The organism is Denitromonas halophila (assembly GCF_007625155.1).
Lineage (GTDB): Bacteria > Pseudomonadota > Gammaproteobacteria > Burkholderiales > Rhodocyclaceae > Nitrogeniibacter > Nitrogeniibacter halophilus.
This window is the reverse complement of the sequence record NZ_VMNK01000007.1, coordinates 65,526-85,119: the sequence shown is the minus strand read 5'-3', so window position 1 is coordinate 85,119 and position 19,594 is coordinate 65,526. Positions and strand designations below refer to the sequence as shown.

Annotated in this window: 20 protein-coding genes; 6 read left to right on the top strand and 14 right to left on the bottom strand. The window is 63.0% G+C overall.

Features of this window, described 5'->3' with window-relative positions; genetic code table 11:
* Positions 1-249 precede the first annotated feature (249 nt).
* Positions 250-2,226: a sigma-54-dependent Fis family transcriptional regulator gene (locus FHP91_RS09885; protein WP_144309436.1), complete on the top strand. Its 1,977-nt coding sequence runs from the start codon at positions 250-252 to the stop codon at positions 2,224-2,226.
* Positions 2,227-2,440: 214 nt separating this feature from the next.
* Here the strand turns inward: FHP91_RS09885 and FHP91_RS09880 are convergent, their stop codons facing one another.
* Positions 2,441-3,523 carry a TRAP transporter substrate-binding protein gene (locus FHP91_RS09880; RefSeq protein ID WP_144309435.1) on the bottom strand — a complete coding sequence of 361 codons (1,083 nt, stop codon included), beginning with the start codon at positions 3,521-3,523 and terminating at the stop codon, positions 2,441-2,443.
* 133 nt (positions 3,524-3,656) lie between these two features.
* The gene (pmbA, locus tag FHP91_RS09875) at positions 3,657-4,997 is read right to left on the bottom strand and encodes a metalloprotease PmbA (RefSeq protein WP_144309434.1); all 1,341 of its coding nucleotides are present in this window, start codon (positions 4,995-4,997) and stop codon (positions 3,657-3,659) included.
* A 63-nt stretch (positions 4,998-5,060) separates the two neighbouring features.
* Between pmbA and yjgA the strand changes: the two genes are divergently transcribed.
* From yjgA to FHP91_RS21135, 3 genes are all read left to right on the top strand, one after another.
* A complete protein-coding gene (gene yjgA, locus FHP91_RS09870) occupies positions 5,061-5,585 on the top strand; it encodes a ribosome biogenesis factor YjgA (RefSeq protein WP_144309433.1) in 525 nt (174 codons plus the stop codon).
* 14 nt (positions 5,586-5,599) lie between these two features.
* A complete protein-coding gene (gene mog / locus FHP91_RS09865) occupies positions 5,600-6,193 on the top strand; it encodes a molybdopterin adenylyltransferase (RefSeq protein ID WP_144309432.1) in 594 nt (197 codons plus the stop codon).
* Between the two features lie 343 nt (positions 6,194-6,536).
* Positions 6,537-6,674 (top strand): hypothetical protein, encoded by a 138-nt coding sequence (locus FHP91_RS21135; RefSeq protein ID WP_186301500.1) that lies wholly within the window; start codon positions 6,537-6,539, stop codon positions 6,672-6,674.
* A 182-nt stretch (positions 6,675-6,856) separates the two neighbouring features.
* Here the strand turns inward: FHP91_RS21135 and FHP91_RS09860 are convergent, their stop codons facing one another.
* The 4 genes from FHP91_RS09860 to FHP91_RS09845 form a co-directional block, all read right to left on the bottom strand.
* Complete coding sequence (locus tag FHP91_RS09860; RefSeq protein ID WP_144309431.1) at positions 6,857-7,558, bottom strand: protein-methionine-sulfoxide reductase heme-binding subunit MsrQ; 702 nt, start codon at positions 7,556-7,558, stop codon at positions 6,857-6,859.
* A 9-nt stretch (positions 7,559-7,567) separates the two neighbouring features.
* Positions 7,568-8,506, bottom strand: coding sequence for a protein-methionine-sulfoxide reductase catalytic subunit MsrP (gene msrP, locus FHP91_RS09855; protein ID WP_144309430.1), 939 nt, complete (start codon positions 8,504-8,506; stop codon positions 7,568-7,570).
* Positions 8,507-8,591: 85 nt separating this feature from the next.
* Entirely contained in the window at positions 8,592-9,356 is a 765-nt protein-coding gene (locus tag FHP91_RS09850; protein WP_144309429.1) for an anti-sigma factor family protein, read from the bottom strand.
* Positions 9,357-9,358: 2 nt separating this feature from the next.
* Complete coding sequence (locus FHP91_RS09845; protein ID WP_144309428.1) at positions 9,359-9,859, bottom strand: RNA polymerase sigma factor; 501 nt, start codon at positions 9,857-9,859, stop codon at positions 9,359-9,361.
* A 193-nt stretch (positions 9,860-10,052) separates the two neighbouring features.
* Between FHP91_RS09845 and aroG the strand changes: the two genes are divergently transcribed.
* Entirely contained in the window at positions 10,053-11,132 is a 1,080-nt protein-coding gene (gene aroG / locus FHP91_RS09840) for a 3-deoxy-7-phosphoheptulonate synthase AroG (RefSeq protein WP_144309427.1), read from the top strand.
* A 213-nt stretch (positions 11,133-11,345) separates the two neighbouring features.
* Here aroG and FHP91_RS09835 read toward each other — a convergent pair whose 3' ends face one another.
* From FHP91_RS09835 to FHP91_RS09805, 7 genes are all read right to left on the bottom strand, one after another.
* Positions 11,346-11,633 (bottom strand): encapsulin-associated ferritin-like protein, encoded by a 288-nt coding sequence (locus FHP91_RS09835; protein WP_144178993.1) that lies wholly within the window; start codon positions 11,631-11,633, stop codon positions 11,346-11,348.
* Between the two features lie 492 nt (positions 11,634-12,125).
* Positions 12,126-12,902 carry a toll/interleukin-1 receptor domain-containing protein gene (locus FHP91_RS09830; RefSeq protein WP_144309426.1) on the bottom strand — a complete coding sequence of 259 codons (777 nt, stop codon included), beginning with the start codon at positions 12,900-12,902 and terminating at the stop codon, positions 12,126-12,128.
* A gap of 512 nt (positions 12,903-13,414) precedes the next feature.
* Entirely contained in the window at positions 13,415-13,873 is a 459-nt protein-coding gene (locus tag FHP91_RS09825; RefSeq protein ID WP_144309425.1) for a ferritin-like domain-containing protein, read from the bottom strand.
* A 5-nt stretch (positions 13,874-13,878) separates the two neighbouring features.
* Complete coding sequence (locus tag FHP91_RS09820; RefSeq protein WP_144309424.1) at positions 13,879-14,190, bottom strand: ferredoxin family protein; 312 nt, start codon at positions 14,188-14,190, stop codon at positions 13,879-13,881.
* Positions 14,187-15,488, bottom strand: coding sequence for an FAD-dependent oxidoreductase (locus FHP91_RS09815; RefSeq protein ID WP_186301499.1), 1,302 nt, complete (start codon positions 15,486-15,488; stop codon positions 14,187-14,189). The genes FHP91_RS09820 and FHP91_RS09815 overlap by 4 nt, the downstream gene beginning before the upstream one ends.
* Positions 15,488-16,618 (bottom strand): electron transfer flavoprotein subunit alpha/FixB family protein, encoded by a 1,131-nt coding sequence (locus FHP91_RS09810; protein WP_144309422.1) that lies wholly within the window; start codon positions 16,616-16,618, stop codon positions 15,488-15,490. Before FHP91_RS09810 ends, FHP91_RS09815 begins: the two co-directional genes overlap by 1 nt.
* A complete protein-coding gene (locus FHP91_RS09805; RefSeq protein WP_144309421.1) occupies positions 16,615-17,481 on the bottom strand; it encodes an electron transfer flavoprotein subunit beta/FixA family protein in 867 nt (288 codons plus the stop codon). Before FHP91_RS09805 ends, FHP91_RS09810 begins: the two co-directional genes overlap by 4 nt.
* Positions 17,482-17,700: 219 nt before the next feature.
* Here FHP91_RS09805 and dinB point away from each other — a divergent pair, with 219 nt between their 5' ends.
* Positions 17,701-18,783, top strand: coding sequence for a DNA polymerase IV (dinB, locus tag FHP91_RS09800; RefSeq protein ID WP_144309420.1), 1,083 nt, complete (start codon positions 17,701-17,703; stop codon positions 18,781-18,783).
* A gap of 64 nt (positions 18,784-18,847) precedes the next feature.
* Here dinB and FHP91_RS09795 read toward each other — a convergent pair whose 3' ends face one another.
* The gene (locus FHP91_RS09795) at positions 18,848-19,546 is read right to left on the bottom strand and encodes a PEP-CTERM sorting domain-containing protein (protein ID WP_186301498.1); all 699 of its coding nucleotides are present in this window, start codon (positions 19,544-19,546) and stop codon (positions 18,848-18,850) included.
* Positions 19,547-19,594 lie beyond the last annotated feature (48 nt).

The following is a 19,594-nucleotide window of genomic DNA, read 5'->3' as shown; positions in this document are numbered from 1 at the left end:
TCGCTGGCATTACTGGCGGGTAGCTCGTTTGGATATTGCCGGCGAGCACCTTCCGGGCGCTGAAGATGGTGGTACGGGCACCCCATGGCGGTATGACGCAACAAGTGCTTTACTAGGGCAGAACAAGACGCCATTTTCACGAAAATGGCGGGAAGTGACAGACAAACATAAGCGCGGGCCAGTGATGGACCCGGCGTATTTCCAACGCACCGTGAGCGTAGCGCTTGGGCGTTGGGAGGAGACATGACGATGCATCAAATTGATCAACGAGCGCATATCGAGCGCGTGTTGTCTTCGACGCGATCCGACGCGGTGCACACTGATCGTATCCAGCAATCATGGCGGCGCTGCATCGAGGACTATGATCTCGACCCGACACGCCCTACACCGGCGCATATTCTTGAAGCGGGCCGTTTGCGCGAGCATCGCGATCAGATCGAGGATTTTCTCCAGGTCGCACGCACCGGCATGGAGCAACTCTACAAGCGGGTGTGCGACCTCGGCTACGTGCTGCTGCTGACCGATGCGCGCGGCATCACGGTTGATTTCATCGGCAATGACCGCTGGCAGGGCGAGTTGCGCCGCTCCGGCCTATACCTTGGGGCTGACTGGAGCGAGGCGCGTGCGGGCACTTGCGCGGTGGGCACCTGCATTGCCGATCGCACGGCCATGACCTGTCATCAGACGGACCACTTCGATGCCTCGCACATCGGACTCACCTGCAACAGCGCGCCCTTGCTCGATCCGACCGGTGATTTTCTGGGTGTGCTCGATGTCTCGGCACTGACCTCGCCCTCGCCCAAGGAGAGTCAGCATCTCGCGCTGCAATTGACCATGATGTACGCGAAGATGATCGAAGATGCGAACTTCATGCATTTCTTTCGCGAAGCCTCGGTGTTGCGCCTTGGAGCGGCGTGGCCGATGGTGGATCTCAGCGGCGAGTTGATGCTGGCATTTGATGCCGACGGGGTCGTTGTCGGCGCCAACAGCGGCGCGCGGCGGATGCTCAACGGGGGCGGGGAGAGTGGCTTGGTGACCGAGCTGGTGGGCTCGTCGCTGGACATGATTTTCCGCGAAGGCGCTGCCGAGGTATGGCGTATAGCCCGGGCTGGCGTTTCGAATCAGCGCTCGGCCTTGACGACCTACCAGCACGGGGTGTTCTATGCCGACGTGATTGCGCCGCGGGCGCTGTCGGGGAGCCGGCTCGCCACCCGCGATGCCGAGCCCGAGGTCAGCGCGCCGGCGCTCGATCGTCTGGCGGGCGATGATCCGCAGATGCAGCGCCTGATTCGTCAGGCAAAGCGGCTGGTCAACAAATCGGTCGATATTCTCCTCCACGGTGAAACCGGCACAGGCAAGGAAGTGGTGGCCAAGGCCCTGCATGAGTCGAGCGAGCGCCGCGACAAGGCCTTTGTCGCCATCAACTGTGCGGCGATTCCGGAGTCGCTTATTGAAAGCGAACTCTTCGGCTATGCGCCCGGTGCATTTACCGGTGGCCGCAGCAAAGGCATGCGCGGTTTGATTGCGCAGGCCGATGGCGGCACGCTGTTTCTGGATGAGATCGGCGACATGCCGCCGCATCTGCAAACCCGATTGCTGCGTGTGCTGGCCGAAAAGGAAATTACGCCATTGGGCGGCGACAAGCCGCAGAGCATCCGGCTGACCGTTGTGGCGGCCTCGCATCGTGACTTGCGCAAACTGATCGCTGAAGGCCTGTTTCGTGAGGATCTCTACTATCGCCTGTGCGGTGCGATCCTCTATCTTCCGCCCTTGCGGGAGCGGCAAGACATCGCGTACCTGATCGACCGACTGGCCGCTGAGGAGGCGGTCGAGATGGGCGACTCGGCCAGCATCGAGGCGCCCGCCCTGGCCGCACTTTGCTCTCACGACTGGCCTGGCAATGTGCGGCAGCTTCGCAATGTGCTGCGCTTCGCATTGGCGGTGAGCGATGGCGGAAACATCCATCTCGATGACTTGCCCGGTGAACTGATGCGTCCGTTGACTGATGTTCGCGAAGCACCGCTTCCGACGCGTGTGGCAACGCTCACCGAAACCCACGAGGCGGAACGGCCGCGATGGCGTGATCAGGAAGGGCAGTGGTTGCTTGAGTCATTGCAGCGGCACAAGTGGTGCATTACCGCCGTTGCCGAAGAGCTTGGCCTGTGTCGTGCCACGGTCTATCGGCGCATGAAGCGCTACGGCATCGTTCAGCCGAACCTTCAATAGTGAAATGCTACATCCAGAACCATGCGAGCCAATTGAATCTGGAAACCGCCGTCGACCGCTTGTGCCCATGAGCCAGGTATTGAACATGGGACGCTTTTCGGCTCCGAGGCCGATCACCCGGTGGGTGATCGCGCTAGGCGCCCGTCGTTTTCGAGGGTAGAAAAGAAAAACCCCGCCGGAGCGGGGTTCTTCATCAGGCAAACGGCGAAGCGGATTAGCGCTTGCGGGTCTGCATGAAGCGGTCGAAGTTGCCTTCGGACACGCTGTGCCACAGGTTCTGGTCGTCGCGGAACTTGACCATGTGCTCATAGATCTTCTTGAAGGCCGGGCTGGCGGCAGTCGTCTCTGCATAGACTTCCTGGGCGGCCTTGTAGCAGGCGTCCATGACGTCACGCGGGAACGGGCGCAGCTTGGCGCCACCGGCGACAAGGCGCTTGAGCGAATCCGGGTTCTTGGCGTCGTACTTGGCCATCATGTCGACGTTGGCTTCGGCAGCCGCGGCTTCGACAATCGCCTTGTACTCGTCCGGCAGGGACTTCCACTTGTCCTGGTTGATGTACAGGGACAGGCTCGGACCACCTTCCCACCAACCCGGGTAGTAGTAGAACTGGGCGACTTTCTGGAAGCCCAGCTTTTCGTCGTCATAAGGACCCACCCACTCGGCTGCGTCGATGGTGCCTTTTTCCAGCGACGGATAGATGTCGCCGCCCGGAATCTGCTGCGGTACAGTGCCCAGCTTGGACATGACCTTGCCTGCAAAGCCTCCGACGCGGAACTTCAGGCCGTCAAGATCCTTGACCGACTTGATTTCCTTGCGGAACCAGCCGCCCATCTGAGCGCCCGTGTTACCCATCGGGAAGTTCATGATGTTGTAGGTGGCGAAGAACTCGCGCAACAACTCCTTGCCGCCGCCGTGCATGAACCAGGCGTTGAATTCACGTGCGTTCAGGCCGAAGGGGACAGCGGTGTCCAGCGCGAAGGCCGGGTCTTTGCCGAAGAAGTAGTACGAGGCGGTGTGGCCGCATTCGACCGTACCGTCTTTGACTGCGTCCATGACCGAGAAGGCCGGGACGATTTCACCGCCCGCGAACACGCGGATCTGGAATTTTCCACCAGTCGCGGCTGCGACGCGGGCCTGGAACACTTCGGCAGCACCGTAGATGGTGTCAAGGCTCTTCGGGAAGCTGGAGGCCAAGCGCCACTGAATCTCAGGCAGGCCTTGGGCGATGGCGGGGGCTGCAACTGCGCCGGCGGCAATGCCGACACCCGTTTTTTTCAGAAAGGAACGGCGTTCCATAAGTCTCCTCGCGATGACGTGGGCGGAAATAATTGTTCGTGGTTCGTTAGACCGCGGCAAATTATAGGAATCGCTTTGCGGCCTGAGAAATAGGGGTTTTCCCGTCAAACGTGAAATGGCGTTTCATTTTTTCTCAGGCGCCGGCAATTGTCATCCGGTTGATGAGCAGGGAGCCGGTTTGCTTTGAGCCGCGACGATGCACGTCGCTGCCGACGGCTTCGATGCCAAGCAGCATGTCCTTGAGGTTGCCAGCAATGGTGATTTCCTCTACCGGGTAGGCGATTTCGCCGTTTTCGACCCAGAAGCCGGCCGCGCCACGGGAATAATCTCCGGTGACGTAGTTGACGCCATGGCCGAGCAATTCGGTCACGATCAGGCCGCGGCCCATGCGGCGGACCAGGGCCTTGAAGTCATCCTGGCCGGGGGTGACGAGCAGATTGTGTGCGCCGCCGCCATTGCCGGTGGTCTGCATGCCCAGCTTGCGGGCAGAGTAGACCCCGAGAAAATAGCCTTGCAGCACGCCGTCGATGATGACGTCGCGGTCGCGGGTCTGAACGCCGTCATCGTCAAAGGGGCCGGAGGCGAGCCCTTTTTTGATATAGGCGCGCTCAGCGATATTGATGCACGGCGAGAACACCGTTTTGCCGAGGCTGTCGAGCAGGAAGGTGGATTTGCGATACAGCGCGCCGCCGCTGGCCGCGTGTACGAAGCTGCCGATCAGTCCGGCGGCAAGCGGCGCTTCGAAGATGACGGGCACGTCGCAGGTTGAAATCTGTCGGCCGTTGAGGCGTGCCACGGCGCGGTCGGCGGCGGTGTGGCCGATAGCCTTGGCGGATGCCAGCTCGCTGGCGTCGCGGCAGCTGTCGTACCAGTAGTCGCGTTGCATGCCGTCGCCTTCGCCGGCAATGACCGAGCACGAGACCGAGTGCCGGGTCGAAGCGTAGCCGCCCATGAAGCCGAGGCTGTTGGCCGAGATGAAGTGAGATTCCTGGCGCGAGACGCTGGCGCCTTCGGAGTTGCTGATGCGGGGGTCGCGCTCGAAGGCGGCGGCTTCGCATTCGCGGGCCAGTTCGATGGCGTGCTCGACGGGTAGATCCCACGGGTGGTGAAGGTCGAGGTCGGGGAAGTCGGTGGCGAGCAGTTCGCGATCGGCCAGGCCGGCGAATTCGTCGGCGGCGGTAAAGCGGGCGATTGACAGCGCCGCGTCGACCGTCGCGCGAAGGGCGGTTGGCGTGAAGTCGGAGCTGCTCGCGTAGCCGCGCTGCTGGCCGACATAGACCGTGACGCCGATGCCTTTGTCGCGGTTGTATTCGATGGTGTCGACTTCGCTGCGGCGCACCGCCACCGAGGCGCCGACGCCTTCGGAAACATCGGTTTCGCAGGCGGTGGCGCCCTTGTCGCGGGCGTATTTGAGAATGTCGCTGGCGATCTCGCGCAGCGCGTCCTGAGAGTAACTGAAGCCGTTTGCGGACATGAACAGTGAGGGCCGGTGCGGGAAAGCTATAATCTTAACCGTTTCCGCCAACCGCCTACGTATATGACCGATCACGATCCGATCGAACTCGAAGATGAGCTGCCCGAAGGGCCAAGCAAGACCCGCCGCAAGAAGGATTCGGATGCGCTCCAGCGTCTGGGCGCCGAGCTGGTGGCCTTGTCGGCTGACCGGCTCAAGAAAGTGCCTTTGCCCGAGAACCTGCGAGATGCCGTGCGTGCCTGCCAGCGATTCAAGATGGAGGCGCGGCGCCGCCAGTTGCAATACATTGGCAAGCTGATGCGCAACATCGACCCGGAGCCGATCCAGGCCATGCTCGATGTGTTCAACGGGGTATCGGCCGAAGAGATTGCCCGACAGCATCGGCTCGAGCGGCAGCGTGAACGCCTGCTCGAAGACGAGAGCGTATTGTTTGAGCTGGCCGAGCGTCATCCGGGCGCCGACCTACAACGCTTGCGGGTTTTGCGCCGCAATGCACTCAAGGAGCGCGAGACCCAGAAGCCACCGCGCGCCTACCGCGAGATCTTTCGCATCTTGCGCGAGATCGACGAGTCCCCCACCAACGACTAGAGAGCAGCCCGCCCATGAGCACCGACACCCTCCGCATTGGTTTGGTATCCATCAGCGATCGCGCATCGAGCGGCGGTTACGAAGACAAGGGCGTGCCTGCGTTGCGCGAGTGGTTCGAGCGCGCGCTCAGTTCGTCGTGGGAAATGGAAACCCGGCTGATTCCGGACGATCAGGCCATCATCGAACGCACCTTGATCGAACTCTGTGACGAGGCCGGTTGTGCGCTGGTGCTGACCACCGGCGGCACCGGCCCCGCGCCGCGCGATGTCACGCCCGAGGCGACGCTGGCTGTGGCGCACAAAGTGATGCCGGGCTTCGGCGAGCAGATGCGCCAGATCAGCCTCAAGTTTGTGCCAACTGCCATTTTGTCGCGTCAGGTGGCGGTGATCCGTGGCAAGAGCCTGATCATCAATCTGCCGGGCCAACCCAAGTCGATCAAGGAGACGCTGGAGGGCCTGAAGGACGCAGCGGGCGAGTCGCTGGTCGATGGCATCTTTGCCGCCGTGCCGTATTGCATCGATCTGATCGGCGGTCCCTATGTCGAAGCGCATGCTTCGGTGATCAAGGTATTTCGCCCCAAATCAGCGATACGCCCGTCCGTGGGCTGATACAGGTCGCCGTTCAGATACTCTGGATATCCGGTTGTCATTTTGACTGGGCCATAGGGTATGGGTTTTCGATGCGCAGCCGTTATTGAGCTCACCGGACATAACGGACGCGTGCCAATGAATGCCTCTCACCTCTTGCTGACCTGGCTACGGGCGCGTTGATCAGCGCGGCATAAGCATCGACCAGATCAATATCTTTACGCCTGAGCAGGTCGCCGAGGAGCGTCGGTTGGCTGCCACTGCCGGGCGAAACTATTTCATTTTCCGTCATCGCATGGCCAGCGGTAGCTTGCGGACGGTCGAGGTGAACGCCTCGCGGCGCCGGTAGGGGGTTCTGTTTGCTGTGGGGCTGATCGTGCAGACGGGAGTGATCGTCATGCTGGTGGTCAATATTCGCCGGCGCAAACGACTTCAGCGCGAATGTGGTGCGATGGCGCGGGCGATGGCCGACGAGCGACAGCGATTGATCGACATTCTGTGAGGCACCGGTGTCGGCCAGTATTGGGCTTGCCTGCTATCCGTAGCGTGCGGACATCGATGCCGACTCCCTGGTGCAGCAGGCCGACGATGCCATGTACCTGACCAAACAGACGGGCAAGAACCGCTTATACCTGGTCGAATCGCTTGAGGCGGCGGTCGGCGGACGGACAGACCGCGCCGACCCTAGCGCGGCAAGATCGGGATGATGTGTCGGTGGCCGTTGGCTTGGGCGGGCGGCGCGCTGCGCTGGCGTAGCCGCTCCTGCTCACGCCACCAGGCGCGCAGGCCCAGCAGCACGGCCAGAATCAGCGCGTAGATCAGCGGCTCAAACATGTCTGCCTTGACCAGCCACCAGTAGTGCACCACGCCAAGAATGGCGATGCCATATACCGAGCGATGGAGCGCTTGCCAGCGCCGGCCGCCGAGGCGTCGGACCATGGCGTTGGTGCTGGTCACGGCCAGCGGCACCAGCAGCACAAAGGCGGCAAAGCCGACGGTGATGTAGGGCCGCTTGAGCACATCGAGTACCACGGCGCGCCAGTCAAAGAACTGGTCGAGCACGATGTAGGTGCCAAAGTGCAGCACGGCGTAGAAGAAGGTGAACAGGCCGAGCATCCGCCGCAGCCGCAGCAACCAGTGCCAGCCGGTGAGCTTGCGCAGCGGGGTGACCGCCAGCGTGATCAGCAAAAAGCGCAGGGTCCAGTCGCCGGTGGCATGGGTGATGGTCTCGATCGGGTTGGCACCCAGATCATCCTGAAAGAAGGCGAGTAGCAGCAGGCCGAGCGGGATCAGGCTGAGGATGAATACCAGCACTTTCAGTGCGCTGATTTTTCCGGCCGAGAGGGCTTTGACCGAAGGCGAACGGGGGGCAGTGGTTGCAGTCATGAGTCGTGGTCAGAAGTTTTTGCGAAGGTCCATGCCTGCGTACATTGACGCGACCTGATCGGCATAGCCATTGAAGGGCAGGGTCTTGCGTTTGAGGAAGTCGCCGATGCGGCGTTCCTTGGCCTGACTCCAGCGCGGGTGGTCAACATCGGGGTTTACGTTGGAGTAGAAACCATACTCTTCCGGCCCGGCATCGTTCCAGGACGTATTGGGCTGTTTGTCGGTGAGACGGATGGTGACGATGGATTTCGCGCTCTTGAAGCCGTACTTCCAGGGCACCACCAGGCGCACCGGCGCGCCGTTCTGGTTGGGCAGCACTTCGCCGTAGAGGCCGACGGCCATCAGGGTGAGCGGGTGCATGGCTTCGTCAAGCCGCAGGCCCTCTTTGTAGGGCCAGTCGAGCACCGGGCGGGTGTCCATCACCTTGGGGTCGAAAAGCGTAACGAATTCGACGTACCTGGCGCTGCCCAGCGGCTCGACCGCCTTGAGCAAGGCTGACAGCGGGAAGCCGACCCATGGGATCACCATCGACCACGCCTCGACGCAGCGCAGGCGGTAGATGCGTTCTTCGAGCGGCGCGAGCTTGTAGATCTGGTCGAGATCAAACGTGCGCGGCTTGCCGACCAGGCCTTCGACCTTGATCGTCCAGGGGTCGGTTTTCATGCGGTGGGCGTTGATCGCCGGGTCGCCCTTGTCGGTGCCAAACTCGTAGAAGTTGTTGTAGCGGGTCACATCCTTGCGTGGCGTGAGCGGCTCGTCGACCCTGAACGGACTCTTGACCAGCGGACCCAGATCGCCCGCCTGTGCCGCCAGCAACTCGGTCGGTCCGCCCAGTGCGAGCGCTGCGGTGCCTGCGCCAGCCAAGCGCAGAAAGCGGCGGCGGTCGGCATATAGCTCGGGCGAGGTGATCTCGGAAGGGCGGATATCGGCAGCGTGTTTGATCAGCATGGCGGACTCTTTATGAACGTGTCAGAGCATCTGACCGGGCAGGGTCGGCGATGCTTACAGTCAGATGCGATTTCAGGTGCAGGGATCAGGGGTTGAGCGCGCGATAGACCGAAGTGGCAACGGTCAGCAGGCGCTCACGTGGCAAGGTGCCCGACAACGCATAGCCGTAGCCAGCATCGACCCAGTAGAACACATTGACCTTGTCATGCTCGGCAAAGCGGAAAGCGGTGGCGTTCTCGTCGGTGTCGGCGCTCACAAAAAGCGTCAGCCGTTCGCCGCTGGCGTCTTCGTACATCAGCAGCGCGCCCGGGCCGGATTCGCCAGACAGCAAACGTCCGCCGACCAGTTGATAACCCAGCGGTTCGAGCGCAGGGGCGACGATCGGGTGCCCCAGCCGTTTTGACAGCCAGCCCAGCAGGTGGTCGCGCTGGTCGGCGCCCACTTCAACCGGATGGCGCACTTCCGGTGCATACACGGCGTGCGCGACAGCCGCCTGCCGGGCCAGGGGAATCTGCGCCGCCGTTGTCGGGGCGGTGTCGGTGTTGCGCCCGGCAATGAAGCCGCCGACCAGTCCGATGGCCAGCCAGCCGATGGCCGCGGCCATGCCCCAGCGTGAGCCGTTTGATGCAGGCGCACCGCCGCGCGCCGCCGTCAGCAAGCGTGCGGGCACCGGTTCGTCGAGTGTCGGGTCGTAGGCGCCATGCATTGCGGCGCTTTGGGCTTGCCATCCCGCTACTTCGGCGGCAGTTTCGGGGTGTGTTGCCAGCCACTGCGCTACGTTGGTGTGTTCGGCGGCTTCAAGCTGACCATCGGCAAAGGCGTGCAGCAGGGTGTTGTCAGGTTGTTTCATCGTCATTTCACCCGCGTCAGGGCCGGTCGGGCGGGGCTGCCTTCAAGCTGTGCTTTGAGCTGGGTGCGCGCGCGCGACAGGCGCGACATCACGGTGCCGATCGGCACATCGAGCACACCGGCAATCTCTTCGTAACGCAGATTCTCCAATCCCACCAGCAGCAATATTTCGCGATGATCGGCCGACAAGGCCTGCATGGCCCGGTCGAGGTCGCGCAGGCCCAGACCGTCGCTGCTTGCGTCGCGCATCGCTAGTTCGACGGCGTCGGCTTCGCTGGCGCCACGCAGCGCATCGTTGCGGCGCACCTGGTTCACAAACACGTTGTGCATCAGCGTCAGCAGCCAGGCGCGCAGGTTGCCGCCTTGCCAGTGCGCCGCTTTGCGCAAGGCGCGCTCGATGGTGTCCTGCACCAGATCGTCAGCCCGCGCGACATCGCCCAGCAATGCGCGGCCATAGCGGCGCAAGCGGGGCAGTTCGGCAACGAGGGCTTCTGCGTCGATCATCGGGGTGTTCAAGTCAATGGCAGGGGACGCCGGGTAAACATCCGGAGTGCGCAAAATATTCCGGGCGACGGTGTGTCGGCTGAGTTGCGCGGCGCCGAGTTGTCGTCAGCGGCGCCGCATTGCAGCAATCTGGCGGCGATTGGGCTACACTCAAAGGCTAAATTTCATTCAAAAAGCCACACGGAAAGCCATCATGCCTGCGTCAATCTTGCTTCATATCGACGATGTCCGCATCAAGGAAATCAAAGAACTGGTGCCGCCATCCCATGTTCTGCGCGAATTTCCGGCCACCGAACGGGCCGCGGCCACGTCCTATGAAGCGCGTCAGGCGCTGCACCGCATCCTGTACGGCGCCGACGACCGCCTGCTGGTGATCATCGGCCCGTGCTCCATTCACGACTACGACGCCGCGATGGAATACGCGCGACTGCTCAAGGAAGAAGCCGACCGCCTGAAGGACGACCTGCTCATCGTCATGCGCGTCTACTTCGAAAAACCGCGCACCACGGTCGGCTGGAAAGGGCTGATCAACGACCCGTACCTCGATAACAGCTTCAAGATCAACGAAGGCGTGCGCCTGGCGCGCAAGCTGCTGTGGGACATCAACGAAATTGGTCTGCCCTGCGGCACCGAATTCCTCGACATGATCACCCCGCAATACATTGGCGACCTCATCAGCTGGGGCGCCATCGGCGCGCGTACCACCGAAAGCCAGGTGCACCGCGAGCTGGCCTCGGGGCTGTCCTGCCCGGTGGGTTTCAAGAACGGCACCGACGGCAACATCAAGATCGCCGTCGACGCCATCAAGGCCGCGCAGTCGCCGCACCATTTCCTGTCGGTGACCAAGGCCGGTCATTCGGCGATTGTGTCGACCCGCGGCAATGAAGACTGTCATGTCATTTTGCGGGGCGGCAAGAGCACCAACTTTGACGCCGCCAGCGTCGACGCCGCCTGCAAGGAACTGGCCGCCAGCTCCGTGTCGGCCCGTGTGATGATCGACTTCTCCCACGCCAACAGCCGCAAGCAGCACCAGCTGCAGATCGAAGTGGCCGAAGACGTGGCCGGCCAGATGTCGGCTGGCGACGATCGCATCATCGGCGTGATGGTCGAATCCCACCTCAAGGACGGCCGGCAGGACCTTAAGCCCGGCTGTGAGCTGGAGTACGGCAAGAGCATCACCGATGCCTGCATCGGCTGGGAAGACAGCGTGCGGGTGCTCAACCTGCTGGCCGAAGCCGTGCGCAACCGTCGGGTGCAACGCGCCAGCGTTTGAGCGGCATCACTGTTTGCTAGGAAGCCCGCCGCGTGCGGGCTTTTTCATGGCTGAGCCAAGTTGATCCCCTGCAAGGGTTAACTTGATTTAATCCCCTGCGGGGAATAGATCTCGGATCTCCCTTGTGGAGGAGGCGAGGTAATGCCGCACTTCCTGCGCCATTACCTCTCCCGCGTCGCACAGACACTGGCGGCGGGCCGAGAACTTGCGCGCCTACTTGTGCGCGATCGCCTTCTTGGTGAACAGGTAGTCTTTCATTTCCTTCGAAAAGGCCGGGTCCTTGCGCCGGATCCACTCCAGCACCATCGCCGCGTGCTCCTTCTCCTCGTCCCGGTTGTGCTCCAGGATCGCCTTGAGCTCCTTGTCCTTACAGGCGTCGGCACGCTGGTTGTACCAGTCGACCGCCTCCAGCTCTTCCATCAGCGAGACGATCGCCCGGTGCATGTCGCGGGTCTCGTCAGACAACTCTTCAATCGGTTCGTGATAGCCAACACTCGACATCTCGGTCTCCTTTCGGGTGGATAGGTGCGCTTCAGTGTGCCAGTGGGCGAGGCGTTGGGGAAGCGTGTGTCGATGCGATTCAGATGACGGGATGCGGTGTAGAAGGATTCTTTTGGGTGCGGTCGTTATTGATGGCCGGGTGTTGAGAGGCGGGAAACGACCCAAGGCCGCCTTTGGTGCGATGGCGGAGTGGGCGTTGGATTCGTAGATTCTATGTTGCGTGGCAATCGCCGCTGAACGCCTCGGCACTGTATGCCTGACGTATTTTATTGATAGCAAAGGCGATGCGCAGCAGCTTTCTGGCGATGATGCAGTGAGCCGCGGTGCTCGGCAAACCGCGAGCGATCAACCGACGAATCCCGGAGGCGGCCCTGCGGGCCTTGTCCGGGCTACGCTTGCTGAAGACGCCGGATATACGACTGCAAGTGGCCTATCCAATTCGACCAGACCCTCGATCAGACTTGATTTGTGGGGGAATCCATATACGAAGGGTTAGGCCTCTGCACGCTTAGCCAGCAGCTTGCCAATGGAATTCAAAAGTAGCTCAAGACCGACTGTGTAGTTTTCGTCGCGCATGTCGACGTATTTCTTTGTGCGAAGCAGGGTTGGAATCTCACAAGAATCCTTGAGCACAGGGATTACGCGGACTCTTCGATCATTTATCTCTGTCCAATGCTTTGCCTGCCACTCCTGCTCCACCCAGCGTGATTGCACCGCAGCCTTGGAGAGCACGAGTATCAAGAAGTCTGCGTCCTCGATTCCGGCACTGACATGTTCGGTGATCGACTCGCCGGCCAGGATCTCCCACTCGTCAAGCCAGGGTTGATGGCCGCGCGCTGCCAAGTCGACGGCTAAGCCGCGAACAAAGTCCTTGTCCGCCGAAGAGTGGGATATGAACAGCCTCGCTCCTCGTGGGCTTCGTTCAAACTGCGCTTTAAACAGGCGATCGTTCAGTAGACCTGCCACAAGAGCAATTTCTTCGAGAGCGGTTACACGAAGTTGGAGATCGGACTCGTCTTGCTTATAAGGGGACAGAACCCCGATTAGTCGTTCGTATCGCTTCATTAGCTGCTGAGTGTTCGGATAGTCCAAATACTCCAGCTGAACGTATTGGTAGTACGGGGTCAAGAGGGGATCCGCGAACTTGACTATGCCGCACTCCTTGCCGCGATGCGTTGTGTCATTGTCGAGGTAGCCAATACGACCTTTGTGCTTCCCATGGACGACGATGACAGGGCCGTAGTGGAACTCAGTGCTGGAAAAGGGCATTCAGAGGTCTAACAGTTGTAGTAGCCGGAATAGGCCAATATTGTCTAGCGGTAATCGTCCTATTGCGGCGCGGGCGGTAACCCTGGGAGGACGCGGAGCCCAACGGGAATGCTGCCAAAACCGGTGTCTCAATAGCACTTAGCACACGACGGGGACGCAAGCGACCAAACATGCTGCTGCTCACAGTAATAGTGCGGACAGCGAAATGTCGCATGGGTGCGGTCTGAGATGCAACGCTTTTGGGCGGATTTTTGCCCGTAGCGGGCAGTCACAATTGGCCGATTTCTTTCCAAGCTTCCTTTGCGTCAATCGGGTCACCGCTCGCGGGCGGAAAAAGCGAAGCGCCTTCCGCCGCATGCGGTGATTGGAACGGAGGCCTTCGGCGGAGGACGCTTCGCTGATACGCGCTACATCGGCCGTCAGCTCCAGGCCGATTGCTGCCGGCATCGGTTTCTCCCTCGCCGGCTGAGCGGAGGCTCCACGGCATGGCCTGACGCCCGGGGCGAGGCGGGTCAGGTTGGATGTCGGGCGCGAATCATCGCTTCGAGTTGCGCGACATGCTCGGTTTCTTCCTCGGCGAATTCTTCAGCCATGGCCACCACCCGCGGGTCGTTCGATGCCGCGGCTACGCCGCGATAGAAATCAAACCCCTGGCGCTCGCTTTGCAGGGCGAGGTCGAGCGCGGCGTCGGTGTCCATGAGCCCGTCGACGCCCCACCAGGCGGTGGCTTCGGGGGATTCGCCGTCGGGCCAGTCGTAGCCGTCGGCGGGCAGGTCGGTGATGTAGCGGAAGCCGGCGCGGGCCATGGCGTCTTTGAGGTGCAGGCGGGAGAAGTCGGCGAATTTGGCGAACACGTCGGCGACTTCGTCGTTGCCGTAGCTGCGCATGTGGTCGGAGAGCTCGTCGAAGCGGCGGGCGGATTCGGCTTCGAGGCGGACGGCGTGGGCGAGGAAGCGGCGGATGCTGTCCATGGCGCTCACCCGAACTTGAAGAGGATGCCGAAACCGCCGCGCGGGTAGTTCCAGTCGACATTGGCTTCGTCGCACACTAGGCGGCAGGTACCGCATTCGAGGCAGCCGTCGACCACTAACTCGATGCCGCCGTCGGTGTCGACGCGCCAGCAGCCGGCGGGGCAGCACACGGTGCAGGGCTTGAGTTCGCAGGCGGTGCAGGTGTCGGCGTTGCGCACCTTGATGTGCGGGCGGCCGGCGTCGATGCGGTAGCGGTTCTGGAAGAGTTTTTCTTCGACGTTGACCGCGGGCAGGGTGAATTCAACAGCGGATGTCATCGGAAGGCTCTCCAGAAACGGTAGGCGTCGCCCAGCAGGCCGAGCAGGGAGCGCTTGTCGCGGAACTGCGCCATGATGCGTTGCTGTTTGGCGCGCTTGGGTTCGCCATCGACGACGAGCATCTGGCGCGCGGCGTCGCCGACCAGGCGCGGATACAGGCCGAGGAACTGCGGTTGGTCATTGAGCAGGTCGGGCACGTGTTGGTATTTCTTCAGGTCGGCCATCACGAAGCTGTCGTCGAGGCGCTGCTTGTAGCCGCTCAGGTTGGCGGCGGTGGCGTTCTGGCCGGCCTGGTGCAGGTCGATGAGGCATTCGGCGGCGAAGCGGCCGGAGGTCATGGCCAGGTTGGAGCCTTCGCGGTGCACGGCATTCACGAAGCCGGCCGAGTCGCCGACGATCATCCAGCCGTCGCCGACCAGCTGCGGCAGCGCCTTGTAGCCGCCTTCGGGGATCAGGTGGGCGGAATATTCTTTCATCTCGGCGCCGTCGATCAGCGGGGCGACGGCGGGGTGTTGCTTGAGCCCTTCGAGCAGCTGGCCGGGGGTGAGCTGCTGGCGCTTGAGGTCGGTCAGCATGCAGCCGATGCCGATGGCGATGGAGTCCTTGTTGGTATAGAGAAAGCCGGTGCCGGCCATGCCGTGGGTGATGTTGCCGGCAATCTCGATCACCACGCCTTGCTTGCCACCGATGTTGAAGCGCGCTTCGAGCGTTTCCTTGGGCAGGAACAGCACTTCCTTGACCGCCAGCGCCATGTTCTTGCCGTCGATCTCCGGGCGCAGGCCGGCGCGGCTGCCGACCAGGGCGTTGGCGCCGTCGGCGAGGATCACGCAGCCGGCGAGGATGTCGCCCTGCTCGCGCTCGGTGCGCACGCCGATGACCTTGCCGGTGTCGTTGCGCAGCAGGCCGGTGACGGTGGTCTCGCACACCACCAGCGCGCCGGCGGCCTTCACCTGCTCGGAGAACCAGCGGTCGAAGCGGGCGCGGATGATGGTGTAGCGGTTGAAGGGCTCCTGCGAGAAGCGCGCGTCGCGGTAGCTCACGCCGGTGCAGGACTGGTTTTCGTCCATCAGCCACATGCGCTGCTCGGCCACATGGCGCTCCAGCGGCGCGGAGTCGCGAAAGTCGGGGATGATCTTTTCGAGCGCGTCGGCATACAGGATGGCGCCCTGCACGTTCTTGGTGCCGGGCGATTCGCCGCGTTCGAGCTGCAGCACATTGAGGCCGCCCTTGGCCAGGGTGTAGGCGGCGGCGTTGCCGGCGGGGCCGGCGCCGACGACGATGACGTCGAACTGTTCCATCAGGCGTGCTCCCCGGTGTCGGCGGTGGCCGGTGCGGCGGCTCGGCGCGCGCGCGCCGCCGCCAGCCGGCGTTCGAAGGCGTCGCGCAGTGCCGGCAGTAGTTCAAGCGCGTTACCGACCAGCGCATAGTTGGCAACGTCGAAGATTGGCGCCTTGGCGTCGAGGTTGATGGCGGCGATCACGTCGGCGCCTTCCATGCCGACGCGATGCTGCACGGCGCCGGAGATGCCGGCGGCCAGGTAAAACTTGGGGCGCACGGTCTTGCCCGATTGCCCGACCTGCCGCTCCGGATCGACCCAGCCGGCATGCACTGCCGGCCGTGAGGCGCCGACCTCGGCGCCGAGGACCTTGGCAAGGTCGAACACCTTGTCGAAATTCTCCGGCTTGCCCAAGCCGCGCCCGCCCGAGACGATGAAGTCGGCAAAGGCCAGCTGCGGCTTGTCGGCGCGCGCGTCGGGGATGAAGTCGACGAGCTTGGTCACCACCGAGTCTTCGGTCAGGTCCAGCGCATGGGTGACGACTTCGCCGCTGCGTGTGGCGTCGCGCTCGGGCATGGGCATCACGCGCGGGCGCACGGTGGCCATCTGCGGGCGGGTGGCGAGGTTGACGATGGTGCACATCAGGCTGCCGCCGAAGGTGGGGCGGCTGGAGAGCAGCGAGCGGTCGCTCATGTCGATCTCCAGCCCGGTGCAGTCGGCCGTGAGCCCGGTGAGCAGGGTGGTGGCCACCGAGCCGGCCAGGTCGCGGCCCTGGGTGGTGGCGCCGAGCAGTAGCACCTCGGGCTGGTAGGTGTTGACCAGCGTGGTCATGCCGGCGGTGTAGGGCTGGTTGCGGTAGTCGGCCAGCACCTCGCTCTGCATCAGGTAGCAGCGGTCGGCTCCGTAGGCGATGGCCTCGTCGGTGAGGGCGCGCACGCCGTCGTCGGTGCCGCCGAGGATCACGCCGGCCAGCGTCACGCCGAGGCTGTCGGCCAGCTGACGGCCCTTGCCCAGCAACTCCCACGACACGGGGTGAGCATGGCCGCGCTCATGCTCGATGAACACCCACACGCCGGTGTAGCTCTTGAAATGCTCTGGCAGCACCCGCTTGGGTTTTTTGATGGGCTTGGCGGAATCGAGCGCGTCGCTCATGATTTTGCTCCGAGATCGGCCAACTGATCGAGGTGCTCGAGCAAGGCGTCTTCGAGTTGCGGAAAGTCGGCGAACAGGCGCTCGACAAAGGCCTCTGCCTGCGCCGCGGGCGTCTCGCCCTCGATGCGCACCGCCTTCACCGCCCGCGGCTTGGGCCCGAACACCTGGGCCACCGCGGTGGGCGAGCCTTTGAGACCGACCTGCTTGATGTCCTCGATGCCGGCCGCTTCGCGGTCCCAGCGCTCGACCTCCTGACGGGCGGCGCGGAACATGCCGGGCATGTCGGCAAAGCGCATTTCGTTGGCGCCCTCGAGCATGGTGATGACCGCTGGCAAGGTCGATTGCAGCACTTGCACACCGCCTTCGGCGCGGCGCTCGACAAAGATCTGCCGGGCGTCGGCATCCAGGTCGCGGATCGCCGAGACATAGGTGAGCAACTGGTAGCCGAGGCGGATGGCGATGCCGGGCCCGACCTGCGCGGTGTCGCCGTCGATGGTCTGCTTGCCGGTGAAAATCAGGTCCAGCGGCTGCTGGGCGTCCAGCGTGCGCAAGGCCGAAGCCAGTACGTAAGAGGTGGCCAGGGTGTCGGCGCCGGAGAACACCTTGTCGGTGATCAGGATGGCGCGGTCTGCACCGTAGGACAGGCATTTGCGCAGCGCGTCTTCGGCCTGCGGCGGCCCCATGGTGAGCACGGTGATGTGTGCGCCACTTTGGTCCTTGGTGCGCAGGGCTTCTTCCAGCGCGAATAGATCGAAGGGATTGACGATGGCCGGAACGCCCTGGCGCATGATCGTGTTGGTGACCGGATGCACGCGAATTTGGGCGCTATCGGGAACCTGTTTGATACAGACGGCGATATGCATGGCATGAACAATATTAGGGAATGGTGAATTATTGAATTGCTTGCGCACGGCCGTGCTGATGCAGATCAACAGTCGGGCAAGACCCATGTTGCGACGCGACGAACGTGACGCGATCCATGTGCGGTGTTGCTGACGGCGGGGGTTTGTGTCTTTGTGCGTTTGCAAATCAGGGGTGCAGTGCCGTGCGGCCGGCGCGGTTTCACGGCACACTTCGCCTCCATGACCCGAAAGATCATCCACTGCGATTGCGACTGCTTTTACGCCGCGATCGAGATGCGCGACGACCCGGCCTTGGTGGGGCGGCCGGTGGCCGTGGGCGGTCGGGCCGAGACACGCGGCGTGGTCGCCACCTGTAACTACGAAGCGCGCGCGTTTGGCGTGCGCTCGGCGATGCCGACCGGGCGGGCGCTGCGCATGTGTCCGGACCTGGTGGTGCTGCCGCCCGACTTCGAGCGTTACCGCGCCGCGTCGCGCCAGATCCTGGCCATCTACCGTGACTACACCGACAAGGTCGAGCCACTGTCGCTGGATGAGGCCTATCTGGACGTCACTGGTGTGGACCGTTGCCGTGGCAGCGCCACGCTGATGGCGGAGGAGATCCGCGCGCGGATTTTTGCCGAGGTGGGCATCACCGCCTCGGCGGGCATTGCGCCGAACAAGTTTCTGGCCAAGGTGGCCAGTGACTGGCGCAAGCCGAACGGGCAGTTTGTGATTCGGCCGGAGGAGGTCGATGCCTTCGTGGTTGATCTGCCGGTCAAGAAGCTGTTTGGCGTGGGGCAGGTGACGGCGGCGCGTCTGGAGCGACTGGGTATTCTGACCTGCGGCGATTTGCGTGAATGGGCGCTGGCAGATCTGATTGCCCGTTTCGGCAAATTCGGTCGCAGCTTGCATCGGCTGTGCCGTGGCATTGACGAGCGCTCGGTGTCGCCGGATCGGCCGCGCAAGTCGCTGTCGGTCGAGACGACCTATGTGACCGATCTGCCCGATCTGGCGGCCTGCGTGGCGGCGGTGACACCGCTGCTGGACGATTTTCAGCGGCGCTTTGATCGACTCGACCCGGCTCCGGCGGTGCACAAGGCCTTCGTCAAGATTCGCTTCAATGACTTCACCCGGACCACTGCCGAGTGCGTGGCGACCACGCCTGCTGCGGTCGATTGGCCGGCGCTGTTGGCGACGGCCCATGCGCGCCAGGCGCGGCCGGTGCGTTTGCTGGGGGTGGGGGTGCGCTTTGTGGAGGAAGCGGACGAAGCGCATGGCGCGCAGCCGGGCTTGTTTGATGAGGACGCGGCGGCGCGGGATTAGCGGCGGGCCAAACGGAAAAAGCGGCCACCCGGCCGCTTTTTCTTGGGTGTTGCGTATTGCCGGACTACTTGCGGAAGCGACGCGTCCCGACGAGGCCGGCGAGGCTGAGGCCGAGCAGTGCCAGCGAGGTGGGTTCGGGGACCGGGCTGCCGAGCTGGTCGTGTTCGATGGGTTGGGAGAGCGCTTCGTTGAAGCCGGTGATCAGACCGGCCGAGTCGCGCCCGCCGGCCATATACAGGCGGCTGGTGGCGTCGGACGCGTTGTTAACCACGTCAAACGACAAGGTGTTGCCGCTGCTGCTCAGGCCGGTAGCGGTGATGCTCAGCAGGAGATTGCCCAGCAGCGGATCATAGTTGAAGGCGCTGTTGAGGAAGATGTCCATGCGGCTGTTGGGCGCGACCTCAGTCGGCAGGGCGCCGGTAAAAACGTTCACGGCGTTGCTGCCGAGGTTGTTCGCGGCGATGGGTGACAAGCCGTCGACCGCGGCAGTAGTGGTCGACAGCGAGAACGTGTAAGTGCCGGTATTGGGGGCGTTGCCGCTCCAGGTGTCGAAGCTGCGATAGAAGCTCAGGGTGGAGATCGAGACGGGGGCGCTGAACGCCGATGCGTCGTAAACCTGCTGGTAGGTCGGGGTCCAGTAGGTGCAGCCGAAGGGGAAGCAGTTGGCCCCGGTGGTGCCGCTGCCGATGACCAGCGCGTTGGCGCTGGATGCGGCGCTGATGGCGACGAGGGTGAGGGCAAGTTTCAGTCGTTTTGTGGGCATGGGCGTCGGTGATGTGTGCTGCGAGAGAGCCAAAAAAATATTCCCTAA

What these genes read in the sequence shown, in the direction of transcription:
- FHP91_RS09885 (WP_144309436.1), top strand. Translation starts at nt 250, where the DNA reads ATGCATCAAATTGATCAACGAGCGCATATCGAGCGCGTGTTGTCTTCG.
- FHP91_RS09880 (WP_144309435.1), bottom strand. Translation starts at nt 3,523, where the DNA reads ATGGAACGCCGTTCCTTTCTGAAAAAAACGGGTGTCGGCATTGCCGCC.
- pmbA (WP_144309434.1), bottom strand. Translation starts at nt 4,997, where the DNA reads ATGTCCGCAAACGGCTTCAGTTACTCTCAGGACGCGCTGCGCGAGATC.
- yjgA (WP_144309433.1), top strand. Translation starts at nt 5,061, where the DNA reads ATGACCGATCACGATCCGATCGAACTCGAAGATGAGCTGCCCGAAGGG.
- mog (WP_144309432.1), top strand. Translation starts at nt 5,600, where the DNA reads ATGAGCACCGACACCCTCCGCATTGGTTTGGTATCCATCAGCGATCGC.
- FHP91_RS09860 (WP_144309431.1), bottom strand. Translation starts at nt 7,558, where the DNA reads ATGACTGCAACCACTGCCCCCCGTTCGCCTTCGGTCAAAGCCCTCTCG.
- msrP (WP_144309430.1), bottom strand. Translation starts at nt 8,506, where the DNA reads ATGCTGATCAAACACGCTGCCGATATCCGCCCTTCCGAGATCACCTCG.
- FHP91_RS09850 (WP_144309429.1), bottom strand. Translation starts at nt 9,356, where the DNA reads ATGAAACAACCTGACAACACCCTGCTGCACGCCTTTGCCGATGGTCAG.
- FHP91_RS09845 (WP_144309428.1), bottom strand. Translation starts at nt 9,859, where the DNA reads ATGATCGACGCAGAAGCCCTCGTTGCCGAACTGCCCCGCTTGCGCCGC.
- aroG (WP_144309427.1), top strand. Translation starts at nt 10,053, where the DNA reads ATGCCTGCGTCAATCTTGCTTCATATCGACGATGTCCGCATCAAGGAA.
- FHP91_RS09835 (WP_144178993.1), bottom strand. Translation starts at nt 11,633, where the DNA reads ATGTCGAGTGTTGGCTATCACGAACCGATTGAAGAGTTGTCTGACGAG.
- FHP91_RS09830 (WP_144309426.1), bottom strand. Translation starts at nt 12,902, where the DNA reads ATGCCCTTTTCCAGCACTGAGTTCCACTACGGCCCTGTCATCGTCGTC.
- FHP91_RS09825 (WP_144309425.1), bottom strand. Translation starts at nt 13,873, where the DNA reads ATGGACAGCATCCGCCGCTTCCTCGCCCACGCCGTCCGCCTCGAAGCC.
- FHP91_RS09820 (WP_144309424.1), bottom strand. Translation starts at nt 14,190, where the DNA reads ATGACATCCGCTGTTGAATTCACCCTGCCCGCGGTCAACGTCGAAGAA.
- FHP91_RS09815 (WP_186301499.1), bottom strand. Translation starts at nt 15,488, where the DNA reads ATGGAACAGTTCGACGTCATCGTCGTCGGCGCCGGCCCCGCCGGCAAC.
- FHP91_RS09810 (WP_144309422.1), bottom strand. Translation starts at nt 16,618, where the DNA reads ATGAGCGACGCGCTCGATTCCGCCAAGCCCATCAAAAAACCCAAGCGG.
- FHP91_RS09805 (WP_144309421.1), bottom strand. Translation starts at nt 17,481, where the DNA reads ATGCATATCGCCGTCTGTATCAAACAGGTTCCCGATAGCGCCCAAATT.
- dinB (WP_144309420.1), top strand. Translation starts at nt 17,701, where the DNA reads ATGACCCGAAAGATCATCCACTGCGATTGCGACTGCTTTTACGCCGCG.
- FHP91_RS09795 (WP_186301498.1), bottom strand. Translation starts at nt 19,546, where the DNA reads ATGCCCACAAAACGACTGAAACTTGCCCTCACCCTCGTCGCCATCAGC.